Origin of the sequence: Domibacillus aminovorans, from assembly GCF_001643235.1 — a bacterium.
GTDB lineage: Bacteria > Bacillota > Bacilli > Bacillales > Domibacillaceae > Domibacillus > Domibacillus aminovorans.
In genome coordinates, this window is record NZ_LQWY01000002.1 from 39,523 (window position 1) to 62,600 (window position 23,078).

At 39.9% G+C, this 23,078-nt stretch carries 29 protein-coding genes and 1 pseudogene; 20 read left to right on the forward strand and 10 right to left on the reverse strand.

The genetic code is table 11. The features are described 5' to 3' along the window. Positions 1-144: 144 nt before the first annotated feature. Entirely contained in the window at positions 145-333 is a 189-nt protein-coding gene (locus AWH49_RS00795; RefSeq protein ID WP_034286482.1) for a CsbD family protein, read from the reverse strand. Positions 334-391: 58 nt separating this feature from the next. Then, positions 392-1,582, reverse strand: coding sequence for an AI-2E family transporter (locus AWH49_RS00800; RefSeq protein WP_063964348.1), 1,191 nt, complete (start codon positions 1,580-1,582; stop codon positions 392-394). A gap of 140 nt (positions 1,583-1,722) precedes the next feature. Between AWH49_RS00800 and AWH49_RS00805 the strand changes: the two genes are divergently transcribed. Further along, positions 1,723-2,529, forward strand: coding sequence for a YitT family protein (locus tag AWH49_RS00805; protein ID WP_034286480.1), 807 nt, complete (start codon positions 1,723-1,725; stop codon positions 2,527-2,529). 37 nt (positions 2,530-2,566) lie between these two features. On the opposite strand, the gene AWH49_RS00810 is transcribed toward AWH49_RS00805, so the two are convergent. The 3 genes from AWH49_RS00810 to AWH49_RS00820 form a co-directional block, all read right to left on the reverse strand. Then, entirely contained in the window at positions 2,567-2,779 is a 213-nt protein-coding gene (locus AWH49_RS00810; RefSeq protein ID WP_018394387.1) for a DUF2922 domain-containing protein, read from the reverse strand. A gap of 22 nt (positions 2,780-2,801) precedes the next feature. Further along, positions 2,802-3,017: a DUF1659 domain-containing protein gene (locus tag AWH49_RS00815; RefSeq protein WP_018394386.1), complete on the reverse strand. Its 216-nt coding sequence runs from the start codon at positions 3,015-3,017 to the stop codon at positions 2,802-2,804. A gap of 152 nt (positions 3,018-3,169) precedes the next feature. Further along, complete coding sequence (locus AWH49_RS00820) at positions 3,170-3,307, reverse strand: YvrJ family protein (RefSeq protein WP_034286478.1); 138 nt, start codon at positions 3,305-3,307, stop codon at positions 3,170-3,172. Positions 3,308-3,394: 87 nt separating this feature from the next. Here AWH49_RS00820 and AWH49_RS00825 point away from each other — a divergent pair, with 87 nt between their 5' ends. Beyond that, entirely contained in the window at positions 3,395-3,916 is a 522-nt protein-coding gene (locus AWH49_RS00825; protein ID WP_063964349.1) for a DnaD domain protein, read from the forward strand. Between the two features lie 318 nt (positions 3,917-4,234). Here AWH49_RS00825 and AWH49_RS00830 read toward each other — a convergent pair whose 3' ends face one another. Next, complete coding sequence (locus tag AWH49_RS00830; protein ID WP_018394383.1) at positions 4,235-4,414, reverse strand: hypothetical protein; 180 nt, start codon at positions 4,412-4,414, stop codon at positions 4,235-4,237. A gap of 319 nt (positions 4,415-4,733) precedes the next feature. Here AWH49_RS00830 and AWH49_RS00835 point away from each other — a divergent pair, with 319 nt between their 5' ends. Beyond that, the gene (locus tag AWH49_RS00835; RefSeq protein ID WP_063964350.1) at positions 4,734-5,921 is read left to right on the forward strand and encodes an amidohydrolase; all 1,188 of its coding nucleotides are present in this window, start codon (positions 4,734-4,736) and stop codon (positions 5,919-5,921) included. A gap of 55 nt (positions 5,922-5,976) precedes the next feature. Here the strand turns inward: AWH49_RS00835 and AWH49_RS19800 are convergent, their stop codons facing one another. Genes AWH49_RS19800 through AWH49_RS00845 form a run of 3 tightly spaced genes read right to left on the reverse strand, consistent with a single transcriptional unit; the run spans position 5,977 to position 8,004 of the window. Continuing rightward, a complete protein-coding gene (locus tag AWH49_RS19800; RefSeq protein WP_157723648.1) occupies positions 5,977-6,123 on the reverse strand; it encodes a hypothetical protein in 147 nt (48 codons plus the stop codon). Positions 6,124-6,152: 29 nt separating this feature from the next. After that, positions 6,153-7,532: a protoporphyrinogen oxidase gene (locus AWH49_RS00840; RefSeq protein ID WP_063964351.1), complete on the reverse strand. Its 1,380-nt coding sequence runs from the start codon at positions 7,530-7,532 to the stop codon at positions 6,153-6,155. Positions 7,533-7,551: 19 nt separating this feature from the next. Continuing rightward, positions 7,552-8,004, reverse strand: a complete 453-nt coding sequence (locus AWH49_RS00845) for an OsmC family protein (RefSeq protein ID WP_063964352.1) — start codon at positions 8,002-8,004, stop codon at positions 7,552-7,554. A gap of 279 nt (positions 8,005-8,283) precedes the next feature. Between AWH49_RS00845 and AWH49_RS00850 the strand changes: the two genes are divergently transcribed. Continuing rightward, complete coding sequence (locus AWH49_RS00850) at positions 8,284-9,405, forward strand: S-layer homology domain-containing protein (RefSeq protein ID WP_063964353.1); 1,122 nt, start codon at positions 8,284-8,286, stop codon at positions 9,403-9,405. Positions 9,406-9,519: 114 nt separating this feature from the next. Beyond that, positions 9,520-9,871: pseudogene (locus AWH49_RS00855) on the forward strand (sugar O-acetyltransferase); the annotation flags it as partial. Between the two features lie 284 nt (positions 9,872-10,155). On the opposite strand, the gene AWH49_RS20910 reads toward AWH49_RS00855, so the two are convergent. After that, the gene (locus AWH49_RS20910) at positions 10,156-10,278 is read right to left on the reverse strand and encodes a hypothetical protein (RefSeq protein WP_018394375.1); all 123 of its coding nucleotides are present in this window, start codon (positions 10,276-10,278) and stop codon (positions 10,156-10,158) included. Between the two features lie 496 nt (positions 10,279-10,774). Between AWH49_RS20910 and AWH49_RS19805 the strand changes: the two genes are divergently transcribed. The 15 genes from AWH49_RS19805 (at position 10,775) to msrA (ending at position 23,055) form a co-directional block, all read left to right on the forward strand. After that, positions 10,775-10,912 carry a hypothetical protein gene (locus AWH49_RS19805; RefSeq protein ID WP_211268368.1) on the forward strand — a complete coding sequence of 46 codons (138 nt, stop codon included), beginning with the start codon at positions 10,775-10,777 and terminating at the stop codon, positions 10,910-10,912. A 16-nt stretch (positions 10,913-10,928) separates the two neighbouring features. Beyond that, a complete protein-coding gene (locus AWH49_RS00860; RefSeq protein ID WP_082862619.1) occupies positions 10,929-11,624 on the forward strand; it encodes a response regulator transcription factor in 696 nt (231 codons plus the stop codon). Next, a complete protein-coding gene (locus tag AWH49_RS00865) occupies positions 11,605-13,755 on the forward strand; it encodes a HAMP domain-containing histidine kinase (RefSeq protein WP_063964355.1) in 2,151 nt (716 codons plus the stop codon). Before AWH49_RS00860 ends, AWH49_RS00865 begins: the two co-directional genes overlap by 20 nt. A gap of 191 nt (positions 13,756-13,946) precedes the next feature. Further along, entirely contained in the window at positions 13,947-14,360 is a 414-nt protein-coding gene (locus AWH49_RS00870; RefSeq protein ID WP_018394371.1) for a cupin domain-containing protein, read from the forward strand. Between the two features lie 23 nt (positions 14,361-14,383). Then, complete coding sequence (locus AWH49_RS00875) at positions 14,384-15,244, forward strand: FAD synthetase family protein (protein ID WP_063964356.1); 861 nt, start codon at positions 14,384-14,386, stop codon at positions 15,242-15,244. A 45-nt stretch (positions 15,245-15,289) separates the two neighbouring features. Then, a complete protein-coding gene (locus AWH49_RS00880) occupies positions 15,290-15,733 on the forward strand; it encodes a cupin domain-containing protein (RefSeq protein ID WP_269765890.1) in 444 nt (147 codons plus the stop codon). Between the two features lie 89 nt (positions 15,734-15,822). Continuing rightward, entirely contained in the window at positions 15,823-16,236 is a 414-nt protein-coding gene (locus AWH49_RS00885) for a cupin domain-containing protein (RefSeq protein WP_018394368.1), read from the forward strand. Between the two features lie 69 nt (positions 16,237-16,305). Further along, entirely contained in the window at positions 16,306-16,719 is a 414-nt protein-coding gene (locus AWH49_RS00890; RefSeq protein ID WP_063964357.1) for a cupin domain-containing protein, read from the forward strand. Positions 16,720-16,933: 214 nt separating this feature from the next. Then, entirely contained in the window at positions 16,934-17,692 is a 759-nt protein-coding gene (locus AWH49_RS00895) for a hypothetical protein (RefSeq protein ID WP_063964358.1), read from the forward strand. Between the two features lie 141 nt (positions 17,693-17,833). Further along, positions 17,834-19,072, forward strand: a complete 1,239-nt coding sequence (locus tag AWH49_RS00900; protein ID WP_063964359.1) for an acyl-CoA dehydrogenase family protein — start codon at positions 17,834-17,836, stop codon at positions 19,070-19,072. 147 nt (positions 19,073-19,219) lie between these two features. Beyond that, entirely contained in the window at positions 19,220-19,783 is a 564-nt protein-coding gene (locus AWH49_RS00905) for an NADPH-dependent FMN reductase (RefSeq protein ID WP_034286471.1), read from the forward strand. 447 nt (positions 19,784-20,230) lie between these two features. Next, complete coding sequence (locus AWH49_RS00910; RefSeq protein WP_018394363.1) at positions 20,231-21,301, forward strand: DMT family transporter; 1,071 nt, start codon at positions 20,231-20,233, stop codon at positions 21,299-21,301. Further along, complete coding sequence (locus AWH49_RS00915; protein WP_018394362.1) at positions 21,302-21,607, forward strand: hypothetical protein; 306 nt, start codon at positions 21,302-21,304, stop codon at positions 21,605-21,607. A 290-nt stretch (positions 21,608-21,897) separates the two neighbouring features. After that, positions 21,898-22,263 carry a DMT family transporter gene (locus AWH49_RS00920; RefSeq protein WP_018394361.1) on the forward strand — a complete coding sequence of 122 codons (366 nt, stop codon included), beginning with the start codon at positions 21,898-21,900 and terminating at the stop codon, positions 22,261-22,263. A gap of 111 nt (positions 22,264-22,374) precedes the next feature. Next, positions 22,375-23,055 carry a peptide-methionine (S)-S-oxide reductase MsrA gene (gene msrA / locus AWH49_RS00925; protein ID WP_081898001.1) on the forward strand — a complete coding sequence of 227 codons (681 nt, stop codon included), beginning with the start codon at positions 22,375-22,377 and terminating at the stop codon, positions 23,053-23,055. Positions 23,056-23,078: the final 23 nt, after the last annotated feature.

Below are 23,078 nucleotides of genomic sequence, written 5' to 3' on the forward strand. Positions count from 1 at the left end.
GTGATAGGCAGTCTTCTATTAGGGAGACTGCCTGTTTTTTGTGGCGTTGTGTGCGAATCTGGAAAAATAGGTGCGATTTCAAGGAAGGATAGAGTGGCATGGCACATAAAAAAGGATGCCCCGGGTTAAAATGGGGCATCCTTTTTATGATGAATGGCGGTCTTTTGATTTGCCGATTCGTTCTTGTACTTCGCCTTTGATTTTGTCTTTTTTACCGTCTGCTTGAAGGCGGGCATTGTTTACTGCGTTTCCAACTTGATCTTTCACTTCGCCTTTTGCTTTGTTGAAGGCACCTTTGATTTTGTCACCGAGTCCCTTTTTATCGAGAGCCATGTTACTAAACATCTCCTTTTAGTGTTGTGTAGTAGATGTTTACCCGGCTCAAAATCAATTAAACATGATCATCATTTTCAACGATAGCATAGCGGTCGGTTTCTTTTTCAGAAAATCGGTTATACCGATGTTTGTAAAGGGCAAACAAGTATTGAATCAATACTTTGATTAGCGCGTATGTTGGCAGCCCGATGAGTACCCCCACGACGCCATATAAATGAGCAGCTGTCAGCAAGACGAAAATGATCGTAACCGGATGAATTTGCAGTGATTTCCCCATAATTTGCGGAGAAATAAATTTTCCTTCAAGCAGCTGTACGATCGTCCAGACGATGGCGAGCTTGAGTACCATAAATGGCGATGTGACGATGGCAATGATGATTGCCGGTGTAATCGCAATGACTGGTCCGAGATAGGGCACGACGCTTGTAACGCTGGCGATCGCTGCAAGTAGCAGAGCATAATCTAGGCCGATGATTAAAAATCCGATGTACATCATGATTCCAATGCAAAGACTGACAAGCATTTGTCCTTGGATGTAGGAACGAAGCTGTTCATCCATTTCAATGAGCATCGCACCGGTACGTCCGCGCATTTTTGGCGGCAATACGTGCAGGAAGCCGTTGTACAATTTAGTACCATCTTTCAATAAATAAAACAAAATGAATGGAACGGTGACGAGCGAGACGATGAAATTAGTAAGCGTGGCAATTAAGCCTGTGACGCTGTCTAACGTTTGACCAGCGATATCGGAAAAGTTCTGCGTCAGCGAACCAAGAAACTCTTCAGCGTTCGTCTGCATGTTTTTTGAAATTTCCATATATTGTGTTTCGAACGGTGAATTGCGTGCCCACATGTCAATGTCCATACCGAGCTGGCGAGCATATCCAGGGAATGATGCGATTAAGGCTTCTGTTTGATCGCGTAAAAAAGGAAGAATTGTTAACAAGAGTATCGTAATCAAGCCAGATAAAACGACGAACACAATTAAAATGCCCCATCCGCGTTTTATTTTATACCGCTGTAATGCATTGACGAGCGGGCTTAATAAATAGTAGCCGACGATTGATAAAATAACTGGCAGGGCCACCGTCCCAATGAAACCGCTCAGCGGGTCAAAAATAAATGATATGTTGGAAAAAACCATAATAATGAGCCCGATTAAGAGCACAATACTTAAAACGAAAATCGAGGTGCGTCCGCCTAAAAAACGGACGAGCGGTGGCCGTTGCGGCTCGTTTTCTTTCATGACGCCAACTCCTCATACTGTCTTTTCTTAATTATAACGCACTGGCCAAAAAAACACGCATTTTCCGCTTTTCTGAAAACACTATTTTTTAAGATAGTCATAAATTCTCTCTTATAATGAAGAAAAAGGGAGGTCATCGCATGCACATTGTACTTATTATTGCTGGCGCGGTGCTTGTTGCATTCGCTTTCAATTTCTTTTTAATTCCACATGAAATTTTGAGCAGTGGCTTAAGCGGTATTGCGATTATGCTCGGTATTATAACGCCGCTCAACACTGGCGTGCTGAACTTGCTACTCAATTTTCCGCTTCTTATTCTCGGTGTCATGAAACTAGGTAAACGGTTCATTGCCTATACGATTTTGTCCGTCGTCACATTATCAATTGGGCTCTATGTTGTGCCTGTCATCAAGCTTTCAACCGAACCAATTTTGTCCTCCTTATTTGGCGGCGTACTGACCGGTATAGGGGCAGGCATCACATTCCGCGCATCAGCGTCATCGGGCGGATTGGATATTATTGCGATGCTATTAGCACGAAAAAGAGACTTTCCACTCGGTTTACTATTGTCGATGATGAACGCCGTGATCGTCGTGTTTGCTGGGTTTTTGTTCAGCTGGGACACGGCATTGAACACACTGATTGGGATATATGCGACCGGAAAAGTCGTTGATATGATTCATACGAAACATATTAAACTAACGCTCAACATTGTCACTTCTAAAGGAGATGAAATATGTGAAAGGTTGCTTGCAAGTTTGTACCGGGGCATTACCGTGATGGATGCGAAAGGGGCGTACTCCGGGGAAAAACGGATGGTGCTCATGACAGTTATTACGCGTTATCAACTAAATGATGTAAAGCAAATCATTCACGATGTGGACCCGACTGCATTTGTAAATATAACGCAAACCGTCGAAGTAGTCGGATTGTTTCACCGAGAATAAGAAAAAGCCGACCCAGAGTGGATCGGCTTCGTTTTGATTACAGAATGTCTGTGACTTCACGGTCGATCAAACTTGCTTTTTTTACGGAAAGAAACGGGCCGGTTGTCGAAATGAACGCGCCTGATGCAATGATCGCATCCATTGCCTGCTGAATAGCCACGGCATTGACTGGTTCGATCGGTGCATCAATCGTGACGCTCGCGCTTCCGCCCTCTGATGTGTTGAATTGGAGCTGCAATGTTTTGGCCATAAGAAAAGCCCTCCTTTTTTAGTTAGTTAATGATAGAAGTGTCACTGCGTTCGACTGATGAAAGCGGCAAAGATGAAAGTGTAGCAATTGCTGCGGCCGCTGCTTGGAACTGATCCGCTGTTGAGACTGGATCGACGTTTGAATACGACTTCGTTTTAAATACTGCTTTGCCAGATTCATCAATCCCGTTATCAAACACGAGACGAAGCGTCGATTTGTTTAATATTGACTGAGCCATGTTGTATCCCCCTCCTTTCATTTGTTATGTACAGCGAAAATTTGAAAATCGATACTCTCATTTGAAAAAAGTTTGTTTGGTAGAAAAAACGTCGCGTTGTCTGCCTAAAGAAACGTACGAACTATTTGAAGCGGGCACATATTTGAAACATGTTACGGTTTCATTTTGTCCGGAAGGGTCTGGATGGATTGGATGACGCCATCGAGTTTCGTTTCGATCCGGTACAGTAAGTAAAACGTGACTGCGATCGGGAATCCGACGTCTTGGATAAGCGGCAAAATCATGTCCATAGTGGCATTCCTCCTTTCTCCTTGTTATATACAGTGAATGCGTAAAAATCGAAACTACATTGGCGGCACTTCTTTTCATCTTGGTCGATGACGACGATTCGCCGCACGTTAAGAGGACTTGAGAAACAGGGATTACTGCTTACGGACAACTTTAGCGTAATGGCATTTGACCGAACGAAATGGTATACGATTGATTACGAGATGATAGAATCGATGATGAGCCCATTTGATCATGTTAACGGGGAGAAAGCGTCTGATCAGACAGACGATATGACCACATTGGCTACACCTATAACAGAGAGTAACAAACAAAAGACTTCAACAGGAGATTATTCTTTATCGGAACGCGAAATGTTTGAGAAATCACTTGGGAATGAACGTGTCGCAGAAGCGGTGGAACTCGCCCGGGCAAAAGGTATTACGACATGGGCATACATACGCGCCATTTTACGCAATTGGGAGAAAGAGAATGTCAAATCGAAAAAACCAGCCCGGAAAGAGATGCTCCCAGACTGGTTTAAAAAAGAAGAGACAGTCGTTGAATGTGACGATGAATTTGAAAAAGACCGCGTATCATTTTTAGCAGAGCTCTGTGGCGTCAAGCAATAAGTCGATGGCACGTCTTATTTGAGAGACCTTTGTGCTTCATCTACAAGAATGATGGCGAGTAGTCAGAAATAGCAGCGAGCGATCAGAAATCGAGGAGAATGGTCAGAAAGGAGAAAATATATCTGCATTATTAAATGTAAAGCCCCAACTTCTTAATAGAAGTCAGGGCTTGAATGATTGAAGCAAAAAGACAAATTCTTTTTATCCCGCATTAACGGGCAGTAAGACCCCCACTTCAAGTTTTCGAAAAGAAAAGAAGGATAAGTGGGGGATGAAGAAAACTCCCCCTACTGAATGAAGTTTCACTTTATCCTATTATTATTCCGTTTTTTCTTCAGTAGTGCCATCTTCCGTTTCTTCTTCTACTTGATCTTCTTGCTGTTCATCGTCGACACCCGTATCTTGATCTTCTCCCTCAGCGCAGCCCGTCAATCCCCCAAGTGTTAAAGTAGCGGCCATTCCACCAACTAGAAATTTTTTCTTCCAATTAGAATCCATGAATAACTCCTCCTATATAAACGGATTTGATGAAACATGCACTCCCTTTACAAAGTAAAAGAAGCGAAAGGTAAAGCATAGTGACTATAACACGAATTAAAATGGAAAAGTCTGAATTTACAAAAAATTAACATTAAGTAATAGATTTTTTATATAAACTTTGTAATGATGTGGTACTATTTACAAAGTTTATTAGAATTCATTGAACAGGAACCAGAGTATTCCAGATTAAGTAAATCTGTGTTTTTCTGAAAAATAAGGGTACATATATGGCATACTACTAATCAAACTCGAACTACGGGGATAAGGAGATGCAATCGTGAAAACACAATTAATGAAAATGCTGGATGCGCGGAAAGAGGAAATGATTCAAATACGCCGCTATTTACATGAAAACCCCGAGCTATCGTTTCAAGAACAAAAAACGGCTCAATTCATCGTGGACTTTTACAAAGGAAAAGATATGAACGTTCAAACGAATGTTGGAAATGGCCTTGGCATCATCGTCACCATTCATGGTGGCAAACCGGGGAAAACGATTGGTCTCCGGGCTGATTTTGATGCACTGCCGATTTTTGAAGAAACGGATGTGCCGTTTAAATCGAAAAATGAAGGCGTCATGCATGCATGTGGACACGATGGGCATACGGCATACATGTTAGTGCTGGCCGATTGCCTCATTCAGTTAAAATCGTCAATTGCAGGTTCGATCAAAATTATTCATCAGCATGCGGAAGAAACACCGCCAGGCGGCGCAAAAAGCATTGTTGATTCCGGTGTACTTGATGATCTGGACTCGATTTACGGTATTCACTTGTTTCCGACTGAACCGGCGGGTGTGGTCGGCTACCGGAGCGGCTATGCGATGGCCGGCAGATCGTATTTTAAACTCGTCATTCAAGGCACAGGCGGCCACGGATCTTCTCCTCATATGGCCAATGATGCTATTATCGCAGGCGCTCATTTTGTCACTGCTGTTCAAACGGTCGTCAGCCGCCGGTTAAATCCGTTTGAAGCAGGTGTCGTAACGATCGGTTCTTTCGACGGAAAAGGAACGTTCAATGTGATCAAAGACAGCGTGGAGCTTGAAGGAGATGTGCGCTACATGAACGGTGATACACAGCAGCTAATCGATAAAGAAATTCATCGCATTACAAGCGGAATCGAAGTGGAATTTGGCGTCAAATGCGAGTTGACGTATACATCTGATTACCCGCCGCTTTACAATGATCCGCAAGTGACTGAAACGGTTGTGGCCAGCCTACAAAGCATGAATGATCCGGATATTCAGAAAGTGATGGAATTTCCGATGATTTCGGCATCAGAAGACTTTGCTTACTACGCTGAAAAAATTCCAGGCACCTTCTTTTTCATAGGCTGTAGACCAAAAGGAGTTGAAACACCGTATTTTAACCATCATCCGAAATTTGATATTGATGAAGACGCTCTCCTCGTCGCTGCGAAATCAGTCGGCCAAGTCGTTTGTGATTATTTTAAAGTCGATTAATTCATCTATCAGCATAAAAAAATCTCCTTGGGACATTCCAAGGAGATGCTACCTATCACATGCGGCGATTTTCCACCGTTTTCAGCCGGTTTTGCTGATCGGGGACGCCCGCGATAGCTTCGAGTTTTTTATTTTTTTCCACTTGAATCTGTTTGACATTTTTTTCGAACACTTCATCGTAATTTTCTTCTTTTTCGCTCATTCAACTCACTCCTTTGAAATCAATTCACGTTAGTTTTTCCAGGAGTTTGCGATTGTATCCGCGATGTTTTTACCATTGGTGATGCAAGCCCCAATGCCGACACCGTAATACGAACAGCCGGCGAGTAGCACATTAGGGAAAAGATCCGCCATTTTTTGTGATAAAGACGAGACGGCCTGACTATGCTTCAAATGGTAATTAGGCATTAAATCTGTCCATCGTGTCACGTTAACAGAATGCGGTTTTTCGATTATGCCAAGACTGTTCTGAATATCAGACAGCGCCGCTTTCGTTAATTCCTCTTCATTCATTTGTTTCAACGCTTCATAATTTGGATTTGAGCTTTTGTAAAATAACCGGACTAATAATTGGTGATGTTGAGACGTATGCGCCCATTTTCGACTCGTCCATGTACAGGCATCGCACATTAAGTCGCTGCCTTCTGTGACGATAAATCCGGTCCCGTCAGCGGGGAGGCGGTCATCGGAAATATCAAATCCGATATAGACGCTCGCCAGCGATGAATTAGTCAGATCATTGAAATCCGCATCGAGCTCCGGCGCTTTCAACATGCGCTGTGCTGCGTCATGCGGAGTGCTCAACACGACAAAATCAGCTTGAATGTTTTCGTCGTTATCAAATGAAAGTTCATACGCATCGCCCGTTTTTTCAATGTGGGTGATACGGACCCCTTTTAACACACGTGCATTACCGGAACGTTCCTCAAGACGGTCAATAAGTGTTGAAAGGCCGTTTTTAAAGGAAATAAACTTTTTGTTACCAGCAGATTGAAAGGTTTTTTTGTTCTCGGAAAATCCTTTAATAATGCTGCCATATTTATTTTTGTAATCAAGTAAATAGGGCAGTGTGGATTTCATCGTCAGCGTATCCAGTTTCCCTGAATACACACCGGATAAAATCGGAGAAATTTGTTTTTCGACGATTTCTTCACCTAAAAAATACTCCAAAAATGAGCCGACAGAACTGTCGATTGTAAAGTTATTTTCCGTTTTTTCAAAGTCAAGCATCGCTTCCTGCTTGCCTTTCTCTGAAATTAATGTGCTGCTAAAAAGCGACTCGACACTTGTCGGAATGCCGAAAATGGTGTCTTTAGGAACTTTATGCAGCATATTGTCGGTGTATATATAGGATGTACCCGTTTCGTTATAGACGAGTTCATCAAGCAAATCAAGTTCCTCGATGAGCGGCATCACACCTTCGTTTCGAGCGACAATCGAATCGGCGCCTGCTTCCATAATAAATTCATCGTTTCTCACCGTGCGGATTTTGCCGCCGAGTTCCTCGTTTTGTTCAACGAGAATGACCTGTAGATTTAGTTGTTGTTTTTGTAAATAATACAAGGCGGACAAGCCCGTGATGCCGCCTCCGATAATGACAGCTGTTTTCATAAATGTTCACTCCTCGCCATTATAATAGCATTTTTTCAACAGCTGTCTGCAGGTCAATTTCGACATTTCCTTTAATTGCGCGGCTGATCATGCATGATTTTTCCGCTTTTTCCATCAGTTTATACGCAAGCTGGACATCTTTTTCTGTCGCCTCCGCTTTTAATACGATAGTTGGCCGGTGAATAATTTTTTTATACGTAATTATGCCGTTCGTCACATCGACAATGCCTTCTGATTCCATTGTGAGGGAAACCTTTTCGAGCTTATTGCGCTCTAGCATCGCAGCAAGCGTAATAATGTAGCACGTTGCGGCCGCTCCGAGCAGCATCTCATCAGGATTCGTGCCGACGCCCGGACCATCCATTTCAGGCGGGATGGACACGTCTGTTTTTAAATTCTTTGCTTCAATTGTCCCGACATCATTCCGGGCACCAGGCCAGTCCGCTTTTAAATGAAAGATATGTTCCGCCATTTAATCCTCTCCTTCCGTTCAGTGTAACTGATTTTGCTGAAAATAACGCCAATCCTGCTCTTGCTTTCCTTTTCACGTTATCTTTACCTTATAGAAGAAATTTGACGAGTGGTCAGAAATAGTAATGAACGGTCAGAAGAGGCAGCAGTCATTGCATCGAAAAAAGTGCTGCCGGATTCGTTTGATGAATGAAATGTATAAAACACAGTTATTAATGCACTGTACGATTATCACCTAAAATTTTATAATATTCTTACAATTAGAAAGGGGGATAATCGTGTGAAAAAGTCATTAGTCGGTGTGGTTGTCTTTACCCTCGTTCTCAGTCTCGTTGGCTCATTTGCCAGTGCGGCTACGTTCAGAGATGTTCCGGAATCGAATCGTTTCTATGAAGAAATTGATCTGTTATCGAATCTTGAGATTATTTCGGGATTTACAGACGGTACATTCAGGCCGGAAGAAAATGTGACGCGTGCACAAGCAGCCATTTTAATCGGAAAAACATTTGACCTTGACGGTACAAAGAGAACAACATCGTTTTCAGACGTTCACTTATCTAATACAGCGTCAGGCTACATTGAGTCTGCTGTTGAAGAAGGAATTCTGTCCGGGTTTCCAGATGGTACGTATAGACCAAATCAAACCGTCACACGTGCGCAATTAGCGATCATCCTCGGTCGTGCATTTGACATCACAGAAGCGGTGGACATTCACTTTCCGGATATATCGAAAACGTCTGCTGCGTATCCATATATTGAAAATGTGGTAGCGGCGGGAATTGCATATGGATACGAGGACGGTTACTACAGACCGAATAGGGCTGTCACAAGGGAACAGTTTGCGGCATTTCTTGCACGTGCCTACGTTTATACGCCTGAGGCTCCTGAAGAAGCAGCCCTTTCTTCGTTTTTCCTAAAGAACGGTCAAACGGCTTCATTTAGAGGAGAGGGCAATGAGTATGCAACGTACACGACGCGTACAGTATGGCACAATAATAAACATGTAACGGTGTATGAGGACAATGGCGGCACAGTCGTGGCACGGACGTTTCGGATAGAAGATGATCGGATTGTCGTTGTGCGTGAAGAAGCGGAATCATACGAAGATTACACGCCAACTGTGAGTGAATTACAAGCGCTTGAGCCGCTCTATACGTATTTACAGCTTCCGCTTGAGAACGGTGCTTCGTTTGACGGCTGGACTGTCATCGATGATTCGGCTGTTCTATCAACTCCGCTTCGAACATTTAACCGTGTAATCGTCATCGAGAAAATGAATGAACATGGAGATGTGAGCCGTAAGTATTTTGTAAAAGGATATGGCGAAGTGAAGGCCGAATATGAAATGGAGGCAGATGGTGAAACAATTGTGATTACATCTGAGATTGAACAGATAGAATGATCTGACATATATATTGAAATGATTATAACAGTTCATTTAAGACTAAAAATAGTCTTCATTCCTGTTAAAGGACAGAGGGCTATTTTTAATATGGATGATAGAGAAGGTAGGGGAATGAAAACAGAAAAAGATAAAATGTTAAGTGGCGAACTGTATTATGCAGCGGATCCGGAATTAGTAAAAGAACAGATAAATGCCCGAAGAATAACGAGGTTATATTAATGAAACAGTAGAAACAGAAGACCGAAAACGCACAGAACTATTAAAAGAACTCTTTGGATCAGTGGGAGAAAATAGTTATATAGAGCCTGTTTTCCGTTGTGATTACGGCTACAATATTCATGTTGGCCAAAATTTTTATGCAAACTTTGATTGTGTATTTTTGGATGTATGTGAAATTCGAATAGGGGATAACTGCCTTATTGCTCCGGGCGTACACATCTATACAGCCAAGCATCCAGTCAATTAATAAATCGACCATGGAACCAATCCCCGAATCATTATCAACTGTTTTTGAGCTTTTTTGCATAAAAAAACCGATTCTCTTTTTTTATTGTTGAGAACCGGTTGATGGTGGATCACTATGATTAATTCGGCTATATAAAATCACACTCTTCATCTTTTATGACCAAACTTTTTTTGTTCCATGAAAATTCCGTATTCTTGTGCTTTGACAATTTTTTCACCATAAGCGTTTATTGCTTTTTTCACTACTTTAATAAAGTTCATGTTCATTCTCCTATTCTAAAATTATTTATTTTGTTCGATGACAACGCCGCATTGCTGTGCTTTTAAAAGTCCATACTCCTGCGCTTTGACAAGGTGTTTTCCGTAAGCATTCATCGCTGTTTTCACTGTTTGAATGAAGTTCATGTCCGTTCCCCTCTTCCTATTTGGTATGACTTAATTATCGGTCATAAAGTACTTTTTATCAAAGTGAATGTAAACGGCAACAATCCGGGTGTAAACGATAACATTGGCAATGAAAGCGAATAACATGAGCCTTTTTCTCACTAATTCATTCTTTTTCTTCAATTATCGTTATTTTCCATATTAATTAACTTATACAAACGAAATTTTGTTTAATTTAGTCGATTAGGGAGTAAAAATGATTGGCTTGTTGTGTTAAAATATATAAAAAAAGGAAAATGGACGAGGTGGTTTAACAATGATTTTTGCGTGAATCAATTTAAATGCGTTGTGCTTTGTAATTTTAAAATGTCATATATTCATTTAAAAGGATTGAAAGCGCTTTTATATTTTGATAATCTTTGTTAATAAAGAACATGAATTTCTTATCAAGTTCGCCATCATATTTCAGAAAATTAAAAAAGTAATTTTTAAAATGGATAAATGGAGGCAGATAAACTTGAATGAAATTTTAATTGTTGAAGACGATATGGATACACAGAAGATTATATCGATGAATTTATCTCTTGAAGGCTTTGGCTATACGATTGCCGGAACGGGAATGGAAGCTGGGAAAATTTATTTAAAGAATGGATAGAGGGAGGCAGATAAACGTGGATGAAATTTTAATTGTTGAAGACGATATGGATATACAGAAGATTATATCGATGAATTTATCTCTCGAAGGGTTTGGCTATACGATTGCCGGAACGGGAATGGAAGCGATTAAACAGGTTCGGGAAAATGAACCCGATCTTATTCTTTTAGACATCGAATTACCTGATATGAACGGAATTGATTTATGTCAGCAGCTGCGTGAAATGACGGCTGTCCCCATTTTATATGTAACCTGTAATAATGAGGACAGAGAAAAAATTTTAGCTTTTGCGATGGGGGGCGATGATTATATTGAAAAGCCCTTTAATTCGAGGGTTTTAATCGCCCGCATTAAAGCCCACTTAAGAAGAAATTCGATCAACCACAATCAAAATGCTTCTAAGAAGCGCATTTCTTTTGACGATATTGTCATCGATCTGTCTGCCCGGGAAGTAACACGGAATGGAAAAGTCATTGAATTAACAGCGAAAGAATTTGAACTGCTCACCTTTTTTGCTCAAAATCCAAATCAAGTATTCTCAGCGGAGCAGCTATTAGATCAAATTTGGGGATATGATTCGTTTAGTGAGAAGAGTACGATTATCGTCCATATTTCAAATTTGAGGAAGAAGATTGAAGATTATCCAGTAAACCCTTCCTACATCGTTACAATGAGGGGGGTAGGCTACAAGTTTGTTCAAACGTCCATTTAAATTTAGGAAATCTTATTATTTTAAAATTTTACTATTTACAACGATGATCTCTTTTATTCCGTTTGTGATGATCGCAGCATACAGTATGTACCAAGGAAGCAATTTATCGAATCAAATTATGAAAGATCATATAGCGGATACAAAAAAAGAAGTTATTTCTCAAAAACAGTTATATCTTCAAAAAGAAACGCAAAATTTGAATACGGATTTGCACAATCTTGAAAATACGTTAAGATTAATTCAAAAACAAGCAGAAACCATTTATAGTCAGCCTAATCTAGCTCTTACAAATGAACTGAATTTGACAAAAGGGAAAGAAGGCTATTTGTGGGAAACATTTGAAGATAAATATGAAAAAACAAATGTTTTTATTAGTTCTTTATCAAGTGGTTCGCCTGAGGCTACAATCAATGACTTGGAAATAGCCAAGCAGCTTGAACCATTGTTTGTTCAAACGATGAAAAATGAATCCATGATCAATGCCGTTTACTTAGCGCTGCCGACTTCTTCTTGGTTATATTATCCTTTTCTTGATGTAGAAGCAGCCATTGCGGAGAAGACATTTTCACCGGATCTGCGTTTTCAAGATTATGAATTTTATACAGTATCTTTAAATCCGGAGCGTAAAGTGAAATGGACGACACCTTATATATGGTCGGCTAAACCGATTGGCGATGTAACGAAACAGGACTGGCTCATATCTGTCGGAGCACCTGTTTATTTATCTACAGGCGATTTTAAAGGGATGGTCGGTTTAGATGTGCCAATTGAAAACATCACAAACAAATTAATGAATGTTGAATTCAGTGAACCAAACGCCTTTGCCTTTTTAATCGATGAGAAAGGGAATTTTATCTCGGGACAAACGAAGGCAGACGGGATCAAGGAAAACGAGTCCATTATGAAGAGTGCGTTAAAAAATAAAGAAGGCATCCTGCCAATCACGTATTCGAATTCGGATGCTTATCTGTTATCTTCGTCATTAAATAATGGATGGAGTCTCAACTTTATCATTTCAGAGTCGGATATTGTAGAACCTATTGTCAAAAGTACAAAGGCACAGACAAATAAGCATATGCTTCTTTTTTTATCTCATCTTTTCGTATTTTTAATTTTCGGAATTGCCATTCTACTATATATGACGTATCGATTTTCACGAACGATCACCCAGCCTATTGATCAGTTAACGAATGCACTAAGAGAGAGTGCTGACGGTAATTTTGTGAAAGAACTTCATATTAAGCAAGAAGATGAAATTGGCAACTTAGCAGTAGCGTTTAACTTTATGAACCGAAAAATTCAAGAATTAGTTGGCGAATTAAACTTAAAAGCCCATCAATTAGAAGATAAAGTGTTAGAGCGGACGGAAGAGCTGGAAAGTGCGAATGAACGGTTAGTGAATACGAACCAACAACTTCAAGAATCAGAGAAACGACGAAAAGAATTTATGTCACAGATTTCTCACGATTTAAAAACGCCATTAACGTCTGTCAGGGAATACACGGAAATTTTAGTGAATCATCCAGAACTTCCTTACGTGCAAAAAAAAGAAATTATGAATTCCATCTTGCTGCGCAGCAACCATATTATCCAATTAATTAATGACTTATTTGAAATGAATACGGATGATGATGGAGATTACGTCAAAGAAGTCATTCCATTTGATTTCTTAATAGAACAATCGTTAGACATGATCGCGATCCGATCAGAAGGATGCGATGTAGAAATTGCGAAAGACTATGAAATAGGTTCACACTTCATTTTTGCTGACCCTAAAAAAATGAATCGCGTATTTATTAATATATTGGAGAATGCCGTTAAATATTCCAAACCAAAGAATAAAGAAAAAATAAAAATCGATATTTCCGCATATCAACAAGATAAAAATCTGATCATTACGTTCAAAGATTATGGAATCGGTATATCAGAAAATAATAAAGAAAAAATCTTTCTTCCGTTCTTTCGAGAAAAAAGGACAAAAACCGAAAAAATTAAAGGAAATGGATTGGGTTTGTCGATCGTGCAAAAAATTATTGCCGCACACGAAGGTCAAATTTTAGTAGAAAGCAAAGTAAGCGTAGGAACAACGATTACGATTGTACTTCCGTTAGTTGAAATATCGGACTTTTAACAACCTGGGCGGATACTACTTAGTAGTGTCCGTTCTTTTGTTGTATATGGATGTCAATATTACTTCATCTAGGCGACAGAAAGTATGCAATGATTAATTGAATATTTATTATATTTAGAATTTATGGAAAGTTTATTGTTAGTTAATATAGACTTTAGGATAACTTTATAAATAAATAAGGAGTGAAAGAAATGAGTGCAGAAACAGCATGGTTAGAAGAATTGACGTATTTAAATGATAAGCCAGGTGTGAAGCTCATTAAAGCTGGAACGTATAAAAAGAAGGAACTAAATGACATCCTCGGTATCCCGAATCTTGAAAGCCAAATTATCGACGTTCCGGTTTGCACAGATAAACATGCTCTACAAATGGGCTATTTCTCGATGCAGCCTTCAGAAGACTTTGAATTTACGTACACATTCTTGGAAATCAAAATTGTGTTCAGAGGAAAAATCATTGTTCGTGATGATCAAGGGAAAAAATATGTAGCTGAAGAAGGCGACGTATTCGTTTTCAGCCCAACAACAACGGTTATCTTTGACGGTGAAAGTGACGGAGACGCTTTTTATACAGCACATCGCCTGCCTGAACCTTCATTTGTATAACATAACGATTAGGAGGCGGAACATTGGAAGTCATTTATGTAAATAAAAGCAACCGGCATACGTTTCTCGCAGAAAATGAACCAAGTGTGATCGCCTTAGGCTTTTTTGATGGAGTTCATTTAGGTCATCAACAAGTTATCAAAGAAGCTAAAAAAATAGCAGATGAAAAGCAACTGCAGCTCGCCTGTATGAGCTTTTTCCCGCACCCTAAAGAAGTGCTTAAGAGAGACAAGAAAAAAATGCAATATTTAATGCCAATGATCGTCAAACAACGAATTTTGAAAAAGCTAGGTGTGAAAAAATTTTACATCGTGCAATTTGATCAAGACTTTGCTTCCTTAACACCTGAGCAATTTGTCCGAAAATATCTTATTGACTTTGGCGTAAAGTATGCAGTAGCAGGATTTGACTTTAATTATGGCCAATTCGGAAAAGGAAATATGGATCGAATAAAAGAGGACTCGAAAGGCTTGATTGAAGGAATAAAAGTAGAAAAAGTGGAGTTTGGTGGAGAAAAAATCAGCTCTACTTTAATAAGAAAGTTAATTTCTTCAGGGAAAATGGATATTGTCCACCGCTATTTAGGTGAGCATTACCATATACAAGGAAAGATATTTTCCACTAAAAATAGTGTTGAAGTCGTAGCGAGCCCTTATTATCTTCTTCCTCCCCCAGGAGTGTATGAAGTGAGTATTACGAACGGGGATGAAATAGACAACCAAGTCGTATTAGTAACACAGGAAACGCCTAAAATTATCTTTTCTGCTCATAACAATCGTTTATTAGTAGATCAAGAAGACATTCACATTGGGTGGATCAAACGTTTATCACCTGGAATGTTTACGATTTTGGAGGAACAGCCTTCCTTATCCCAGGAAGCGTAACATGTTGAATAAACCGGTTATACTACCGGATTTATTATAGAAAAAATAAAAAATGAAAATGATGGAGGTACAAAAATGAGTGCAGAAACAGCATGGTTAGAAGAATTGACGTATTTAAACGATAAGCCAGGTGTCAAGCTCATTAAAGCTGGAACGTATAAAAAGAAGGAACTAAATGACATCCTTGGTATTCCAAATCTTGAAAGTCAAATTATCGACGTTCCGGTTTGCACAGATAAACATGCTCTACAAATGGGCTATTTCTCGATGCAGCCTTCAGAAGACTTTGAATTTACGTACACATTCTTGGAAATCAAAATTGTGTTCAGAGGAAAAATTATTGTTCGCGACGATCAAGGGAAAAAGTATGTAGCTGAAGAAGGCGACGTATTTGTTTTCAGCCCAACAACAACTGTTATCTTTGACGGTGAAAGTGACGGAGACGCTTTTTATACAGCACATCGCCTGCCTGAATCTTCATTTTTGTAATACAAAAAAGTGAAGAAAGTGATAGATGTCGTTTTTATAGAAACTGAATTTTCGAAATAATAAAAACTAAACGTATAGGAGTGTTAAACATGAGCCAATCTACAACAGAATCAACAAACTACAACTATTTAAGTAAAGAACCGAGCATTCAAATTATTAAAGCAGGTACTTTCCAGAAGAAAGAATTGAATGATATTCTAGGGATTCCGGCACTAAAAAGCCAAATCATTGATGTTCCGGTTACGTCAAAAGAAAATGCGATTACGATGGGTTACTTCGATATGCAGCCTGGTGAAGAATTTGAATTCGTGTATGAATTTTTAGAAGTGAAATTCGTCATTAAAGGTAAATTTGTCTTGCGTGATAGAGAAGGAAACAAATATGTAGCAGAAGCAGGAGATGTTGTCATCTTCACTCCGAATAAACCGGTCATTTTTGATGCTGAAAGTGATGGAGAAGCTTTTTACACGGCTCACCGTATCCCTGAAAAACCATTTTTGTAAAACTGACATAATCGTTTGTTCTATATGAATAGGCAGTAAGAAAAAAATAAAATTATTGGAGTGTTAAACATGAGCAGAGCAGAAACTAAAGATAATTATACGTACTTAAGTCAAAAACCAGGCTTACAATTAATTAAAGTTGGAAGCTATGACATGAAAGAATTGAATACAATATTAGGGATTCCAGAAGTGAAAAGCCAAATTCTTGATATTCCGATTACTGCAAACGAAAATGCAGCAACAGTAGGATTATACGCAATGCAAGAAGCTGACAAAGGTTTCGATTTTAAATATGATTTCTTAGAAATGAAAACAGTTGTCACTGGGAAATTTGTTTTAAGTGATGATCAAGGAAACAGCTTTACAGCAGAAGCAGGCGATGTTGTTATCATCAACCCTGGCACAACGGTTACATTCCATGGTGAGAGCGATGGTACAGCGGTTTATGTAGCACATAGATTGCCAGAACCTACATTTGCATAATTGATCGTTTAACTAGATTTTAAAGTCAAATCATAAATGTTCCCGTTTGCACAAATGAAAGCGCTGTGAAAACGGACCAATGGGGGATGGGAACGCAGACGAAGATCGTTACTTTCTGTGGGCCTCCCCCGCTGAATAAAGTTTCATATTATTTATTAGATTTAGCCCTTATATATTCTAATTTTTCGCAAAGCAAAAGGGGGGTTATTGAACAATGCATACGGTCAATACCATGAGTTATCAAGATTTTGATTTTGAGGTGAATGGTCAAAAAGCGTTATTAGAAGATATTTTCCCAGGTTTCAACGAATACGACCGCATTGGTGTCGTCGTAAGAGAAGTTGGCGGTGGGATAGGGGCAAGTGCCTTGCTGATGTCAGCGCTTACACGTTTTTATGACTTCTTTCGCCCGAATCTTGGCACCGAGCCAGGTCAGCAGTTTATTTATCCGGAATTCTTTGTCTTCCATGTTGGCAAAAAACATATGTCACATTATTGGATGGACATTTGGCCGCCGCATAAAGAAGTGTTGATCGAAGAGGACGATCCGGAACAAATTTTGGAGGCGATTAATGATCGTGGCATTACCCGTCTGCTCGTTGAAGACATCAATCCTTCACATCCTATTTTTTTAAGAGAAACGTTCAACGCTGCCAAACATCGTATCGTCAGCGCTTTGGCATATTCTCCGACGGGCCGCGTTGAAAACAGTGATGTGAAAATCACAAGTTGTGAAGCTGCTGAAAAAAATGTTGTTGGCTCTATCCGGATTTCAGAAGAGCTTTCGAAAGAAGCACTGGATCAGTTGGAGGAAAGACGCGAATCACTTAAAGTGAACGGTCGTGTTACGGAAACATACCGACAAATTGGCGTTGTAGAAGCATTGCATATGCTTACCGAGAACACGGAACCAGGTGAAACGACACGCAGCTACTTTGCCTTACTTGAGATGGAAGAAGAGATGGAAGTGTAATTGTTGATCGTGTCTCTGAATAACGAAGAGTGATAAGCAACTCTCTCAATATAAATTTTTAATCTATAATTACAGAATATTATGAATAATAAATATATATTTAATTCATTTAAATAAAAAACATCTGAGGAGTGGAGAATGATGACAGTTAATAACACAACAATCGATAACACAAAAGTAGCAACAGAAGGAGTTATGCAAGTTCCAAGCTGGTGGACATGCCCGCCAGGATATGAAGAATTGCAAGCAAAGGCACATGAGCTTGGGAAAAATGAGCTGCTTCCAAGAGCTGCTATCTCGGATCAAGAAAGTCGTTATCCTCGTGAAAGTTTAACGAAAATTGCAGAAGCAGGATTTGGAGCAGCTACTCTACCGACTGAGCTTGGCGGTGTTGGCAAGGGGCTTACTGGTTTTGCTGTATTAGCTGAAAGTTTTGCTCAATATTGTGCTTCTTCAACGATGTGCTGGGTCATGCATACAGCGGCAACGCAATTAATGTATGTAGCAGGAAATGAAGAGCAGCATAAGCGTTTTATCCCTGATGTGCTTAAAGGAAAAGTGGGCGCGTTAGCTTTCAGTGAACCAGCAACCGGAAGTCACTTTTGGAATGTTGTCAGTACAGCACCGCGCAGTGGAAATGGTTATTTATTGAATGCAGACAAATCTTTTGTTACGAGCGCTGGAGAAGCCGATTGGTATATCGTGGCGACTACGTATCCAGAAAGTACAAATGATGATAAGTTAATGTTTTTAGTTACAGATAATAATCAAGAGGGCATTACACAATACCCATACAATGCAATGGGACTACGCGGAAATTCCAGCGGTCCAATGAAGTTTAGAGACGTTTATGTTCCTGCGGAAAATCGTCTAGGCACTGAAGGCGGAATGAATTTCCACAATGATAATACACTTGATCCGTTGTTCTTATTAGGAACAGCTGCATGTTGGACTGGAATTGCGCAAGGCGCTCTTAATGCAGCAATTGACGGTGCCAAGAAGAAAGTGCATGCAGATACTGGGAAATCCGTTGCTGGATACCAAGTCATTCGTCATGAATTGGCGAAAGCTCAAATTACGATCGACAGTGCAAGAAGTATGCTGTACCGTACAGCTGAAGGTCTAGATCAGGCGATTGCAAATGGTACGCCGCTAGAGAAATGTCTTTTCCCTGTTTGGCAATTAAAAACGCATGCTGCTGACATTGTTATTCAAGTAACAAACCAAGCGCTGCAAGTTTCAGGCGGTAGAGGTTATTTGACAGGTCAAGTGGAAAAATTCTTACGTGATGGCCGTGCCGGTGCCGTTATGGGACCAACGAATGAAATTTTACGTGAATGGATCGGTAAATCATTAATCGATGTTCCTTGGTTCGAGTAAAAGTATAGAAGATACGAATATTTCAAATAGAAGATAAAACATACTAGTATATACCGGAACCGAAGGGAAGTCATTTGGTTCCGGTATCTCTCTCCATTGAACGAATTTTCATCGTAAGAAGCTGTTAGTATAAGGAGGAAATTGAAAATGAAGTTGCTAGGAATTTCAGGCACGATTACAGGAATAAAACCATTCATTGTCGTTCAAAAAATATTAGATGAAGTAAAGCAAAACCATCCGGAAATCGAAGTGGAAATGCTTAATTTAAGAGATTATGATATTCAGTTCTGTGATGGGCGTGATCCGTCAACGTATACAGGAGATACGAAGAAAGTGATCGATATCGTTTCCTCAGCAGACTTTTACATTATCGGTACACCGATTTTCCAAGGATCGATTACGGGTGCCCTTAAAAACTTGTTTGATTTAATTCATCCGAAAGATCTACGCAATAAAGTAATGGGGTTTATTGCAACTGGCGGAACGTATCAGCACTATTTAGTCATTGAAAATCAATTGAATCCAATTGCAGGATATTTCCGTGCTTACGTTGCACCGGGATTTGTGTATCTGCATAATGATCATTTCAATCGTCAAAATGAGATAATTGATGAAGACGTGTTACAGCGTTTGACGGCTTTAGGCGAAGAAGTTGTCTATATGCAAAAAGCATTAAAAGCGCCAAAGAACGATCATCAGTATACGGTATAAAAAGAGAATAATAAACGGTATGTTGAATAACCTCTTTTTCGAATCATTCACATGAGAAAAAGAGCGTTTTTCTTTTAGCTTTATGATAGACAAGGATTAAAGGCGAATAAAAAAACAGAATATTTAAAAAATAAAAGCATTTTAGTTGATGGGTTTTTTCTCTACGCAGCCATTGGAAAAAGTTGGAATTATCTATATTCTTAGACGTGAGCAAAGGCTAGTGACCATGAAGAACCATGGCAGGAAATCTAGCAAACTCAAAAAAGAGAAATAAAGTGAAATGTCCGTCAGCAGGAGGTCAGACCCACAGAATGTGGGTCATTCAGATGTTGTTAGTCTGTGTTCCACTACCCACTATCCCTTACTCACTAAAGAGGAACTCAGGTAAATAGCGCTGCGTCCTGCGACAAAAATTAAAACGATTTCATTTAGGAGGGCAATTATTTTATGAGTTCATTGGCAGCTGCAAAAAAGAAACACAGAGAAAAGACAGTACGTTGGGGCTTTATGTGGGCTTTATGGACAGCCGTCTTATGGGGAGCATGGTATATACCGGGATCAGCGATCTGGTATGAATTCCCTTTCGGTTCTATGGCTATGGCGACAAATGAAGAGTATATAACCGTCGCAGCGGTCATCGCCGGTTTAAATGCCGTCGCTGTTTTACTGTTTATGTTTATATGGCTTGGCGTTTTAGGGAAGTGGAAAGATTACGGTCGCACGATTGTTCATTTTAGAAAAGTGACGAAATGGTACTTTATCGCTGCCATTTTCGGAGGACTGATGGCGATTTTCGGAAGCTTTTTGGCCATCGGCTTTGTTGGCGGTGTTTTCGCGGCCGTTGCAGGGCTAATGTATCCCATTGTAGGCTCTATATTAGCGAACAGATGGTACGGTGAAAAGATATCGCGGAGAGCGGCGATCGGCATCGGTATGATTGTTGTCGGAGGAATCGCCGTATTTGCTCCGGGTATTGTGGGAGAAATACAAAACAGTTCAGGTGCCTGGTTAGGCTATATAGGCGGTTTAATGGCAGCAATTGGCTGGGGAGTGGAAGGAGCGATTGCTGGACGGGCACTAGACGTTACAGATCCAGATGTAGGCTTAACACTTCGATTTACAGGTGAAGTTTTCTGGTGGGTAGCTGTCGTCTTACCTCTATTTCTAATATTTGGAGATGTGCCTATTTTGACGATTATTGGTCAGACACTGACATCGGGCGCAGCGGTAATCTGGCTACTTTTAGCGGGTATCACTTTTGGTTTCTGTTATGTGTCCTGGTACAAATCTTTCCCATTGATTGGTGTTGGAAGAGGACAAGCAATCGGGGACTTATACGGGATTTTTTCAATCATTTTTATCAGTATTTTCACGCTAACTATGCCAGAATGGAATTTCATTTTAGGCGCATTGGTTGTTATTACCGGCGGGTTTGTCATGTTTACTGAAAAGAGGGATGAGATGGAAGTCCTTCGTGCAGTTCCTACAGATAGGAAAGATAAAGAGGAGGCGATCTAAATGCCTAAAATGCATCTTAAAGGAAGAATATTGCAAATCGTACGAGAGAATACCTTGGGAAAATCGGAAAAAGGCATATGGGATTATGATATAGCCAAACAAGTTCTTACAGAGTACGAGCTGCAGGGAGCCTATGCGATGGGCAGCGTCCGGATCGCGCTAACGGATTTATTTTCAGGAGCGTTGATCGAAACGAGTGAAGAAAAGTTAGACAATGGTGAGCACTTCGGTAAAGATAAAGTATTATTTAAATATACACTTACAAGCTTTGGTGAAGATCGGATGAAGGATGCAGGAATCATTTAAAGTAAAATACAAAAAAAGGAGTGGGTTTTGTGCTAGAAATGAACGGATTTTGGGGCTTTGCCTCTGCTCCCTATGTATCGATAATCGGAATAACTGTAATATCCCTAATATGTCTAACTATAGCTAGGTTGTATGTGACCAAAATATGAGTCGTTGTTCGTTGAATGAGTACTAGAATCGGATAAAATAAAAAGCCGTCTCAAAGAGGAATTTCCTGAGGCGGCTCTTTCTCATTTTATATAGTTCAACTTTCCGAAAAATAGTAGAATAGGAAAAGAGAGGGGAATAATATGGGGTGGATTTTACTTACGTTAGGTATTTTTGCAGAAATTATTGGAACCATATCTATGAAGTTATCAGAAGGCTTTACCAAACTGATTCCATCTATTTCTATTTTTGTTTTTTACGGACTTAGTTTAACGCTGGTGACGCTATCGCTTAAAAAAATTGATATTAGTATCGCTTACTCGATCTGGGCCGGGCTCGGAACAGCGACAGTTGCGGTAATCGGATTTATTTATTTTAAAGAGCATCTATCTCTCTTAAAAGTTGGTTCGATTGTTTTGATTGTTTTAGGTGTTGTAGGATTGAATTTAGGAGAAAGTGCTCAAGATGAGGAATCTGAAATGGTTATGCCTGTTGAGAAAGTGAAATAATGACGATGTATATTTTGATGGCTTCGAATCCAAAAATTGAAGCCTTTTTCTTATGTTAGTAAAGCCATCTCTTATATCATTTTAATCAAATAGAAAAGAGGAGAGAAGATGATGCATAACGAAAAGACGATGCAGACGATTGAAGCAGAGTGGCATTCACACCTGCCAAAAATAGAAACGGCAACATTTGGCATGGGCTGCTTCTGGGGAACGGATGCACGATTTGGACAGTTGCCCGGTATCATCCGGACGCGTGTCGGCTTTGCAGGCGGTGCAACAGAAAACCCGACGTATCGTGGCATGGGGGACCATACCGAGACCATTGAAATGGATTTTAATCCAGAAATCCTATCTTTTGAAGAAATTTTACACATATTTTGGAACAATCATACGTCAACGAACAGAGTGAATTATAAAGAGCGGCAATACATGTCCATTTTGTTTTATCACGATGAACAGCAGAAACAATCCATTCTGAACGTGAAAAAAGAGCTCGAAGACGATCGAAATGAAACGATCGAAACAGAAGTTGTACCGTATTCTGGTTTTACATTAGCGGAAGAGCACCATCAAAAATATTATTTAAAACGGTTTTCTATAGCCGTTGATCTACTGAATACACATTATCCATCTATGGATGCGTTTACTCATTCCACATTAACCGCCCGATTAAATGGGTTCGTGAGAGAGTTTGGTACGTTGAATGACATTAAAAATGAAGTGAGCGATTGGGATATAGGTGAAGATTCCCGTCAAATCGTGCTGGATATATTGAAAAGAATCCGCTGGTAGAGAGGCGAACTTCATTAATGAGT

What these genes read in the sequence shown, in the direction of transcription:
- AWH49_RS00795 (WP_034286482.1), bottom strand. Translation starts at nt 333, where the DNA reads ATGGCTCTCGATAAAAAGGGACTCGGTGACAAAATCAAAGGTGCCTTC.
- AWH49_RS00800 (WP_063964348.1), bottom strand. Translation starts at nt 1,582, where the DNA reads ATGAAAGAAAACGAGCCGCAACGGCCACCGCTCGTCCGTTTTTTAGGC.
- AWH49_RS00805 (WP_034286480.1), top strand. Translation starts at nt 1,723, where the DNA reads ATGCACATTGTACTTATTATTGCTGGCGCGGTGCTTGTTGCATTCGCT.
- AWH49_RS00810 (WP_018394387.1), bottom strand. Translation starts at nt 2,779, where the DNA reads ATGGCCAAAACATTGCAGCTCCAATTCAACACATCAGAGGGCGGAAGC.
- AWH49_RS00815 (WP_018394386.1), bottom strand. Translation starts at nt 3,017, where the DNA reads ATGGCTCAGTCAATATTAAACAAATCGACGCTTCGTCTCGTGTTTGAT.
- AWH49_RS00820 (WP_034286478.1), bottom strand. Translation starts at nt 3,307, where the DNA reads ATGGACATGATTTTGCCGCTTATCCAAGACGTCGGATTCCCGATCGCA.
- AWH49_RS00825 (WP_063964349.1), top strand. Translation starts at nt 3,395, where the DNA reads ATGACGACGATTCGCCGCACGTTAAGAGGACTTGAGAAACAGGGATTA.
- AWH49_RS00830 (WP_018394383.1), bottom strand. Translation starts at nt 4,414, where the DNA reads ATGGATTCTAATTGGAAGAAAAAATTTCTAGTTGGTGGAATGGCCGCT.
- AWH49_RS19800 (WP_157723648.1), bottom strand. Translation starts at nt 6,123, where the DNA reads ATGAGCGAAAAAGAAGAAAATTACGATGAAGTGTTCGAAAAAAATGTC.
- AWH49_RS00840 (WP_063964351.1), bottom strand. Translation starts at nt 7,532, where the DNA reads ATGAAAACAGCTGTCATTATCGGAGGCGGCATCACGGGCTTGTCCGCC.
- AWH49_RS00845 (WP_063964352.1), bottom strand. Translation starts at nt 8,004, where the DNA reads ATGGCGGAACATATCTTTCATTTAAAAGCGGACTGGCCTGGTGCCCGG.
- AWH49_RS20910 (WP_018394375.1), bottom strand. Translation starts at nt 10,278, where the DNA reads ATGAACTTCATTCAAACAGTGAAAACAGCGATGAATGCTTACGGAAAA.
- AWH49_RS00870 (WP_018394371.1), top strand. Translation starts at nt 13,947, where the DNA reads ATGAGTGCAGAAACAGCATGGTTAGAAGAATTGACGTATTTAAATGAT.
- AWH49_RS00885 (WP_018394368.1), top strand. Translation starts at nt 15,823, where the DNA reads ATGAGCCAATCTACAACAGAATCAACAAACTACAACTATTTAAGTAAA.
- AWH49_RS00890 (WP_063964357.1), top strand. Translation starts at nt 16,306, where the DNA reads ATGAGCAGAGCAGAAACTAAAGATAATTATACGTACTTAAGTCAAAAA.
- AWH49_RS00895 (WP_063964358.1), top strand. Translation starts at nt 16,934, where the DNA reads ATGCATACGGTCAATACCATGAGTTATCAAGATTTTGATTTTGAGGTG.
- AWH49_RS00900 (WP_063964359.1), top strand. Translation starts at nt 17,834, where the DNA reads ATGACAGTTAATAACACAACAATCGATAACACAAAAGTAGCAACAGAA.
- AWH49_RS00905 (WP_034286471.1), top strand. Translation starts at nt 19,220, where the DNA reads ATGAAGTTGCTAGGAATTTCAGGCACGATTACAGGAATAAAACCATTC.
- AWH49_RS00910 (WP_018394363.1), top strand. Translation starts at nt 20,231, where the DNA reads ATGAGTTCATTGGCAGCTGCAAAAAAGAAACACAGAGAAAAGACAGTA.
- AWH49_RS00915 (WP_018394362.1), top strand. Translation starts at nt 21,302, where the DNA reads ATGCCTAAAATGCATCTTAAAGGAAGAATATTGCAAATCGTACGAGAG.
- AWH49_RS00920 (WP_018394361.1), top strand. Translation starts at nt 21,898, where the DNA reads ATGGGGTGGATTTTACTTACGTTAGGTATTTTTGCAGAAATTATTGGA.
- msrA (WP_081898001.1), top strand. Translation starts at nt 22,375, where the DNA reads ATGCATAACGAAAAGACGATGCAGACGATTGAAGCAGAGTGGCATTCA.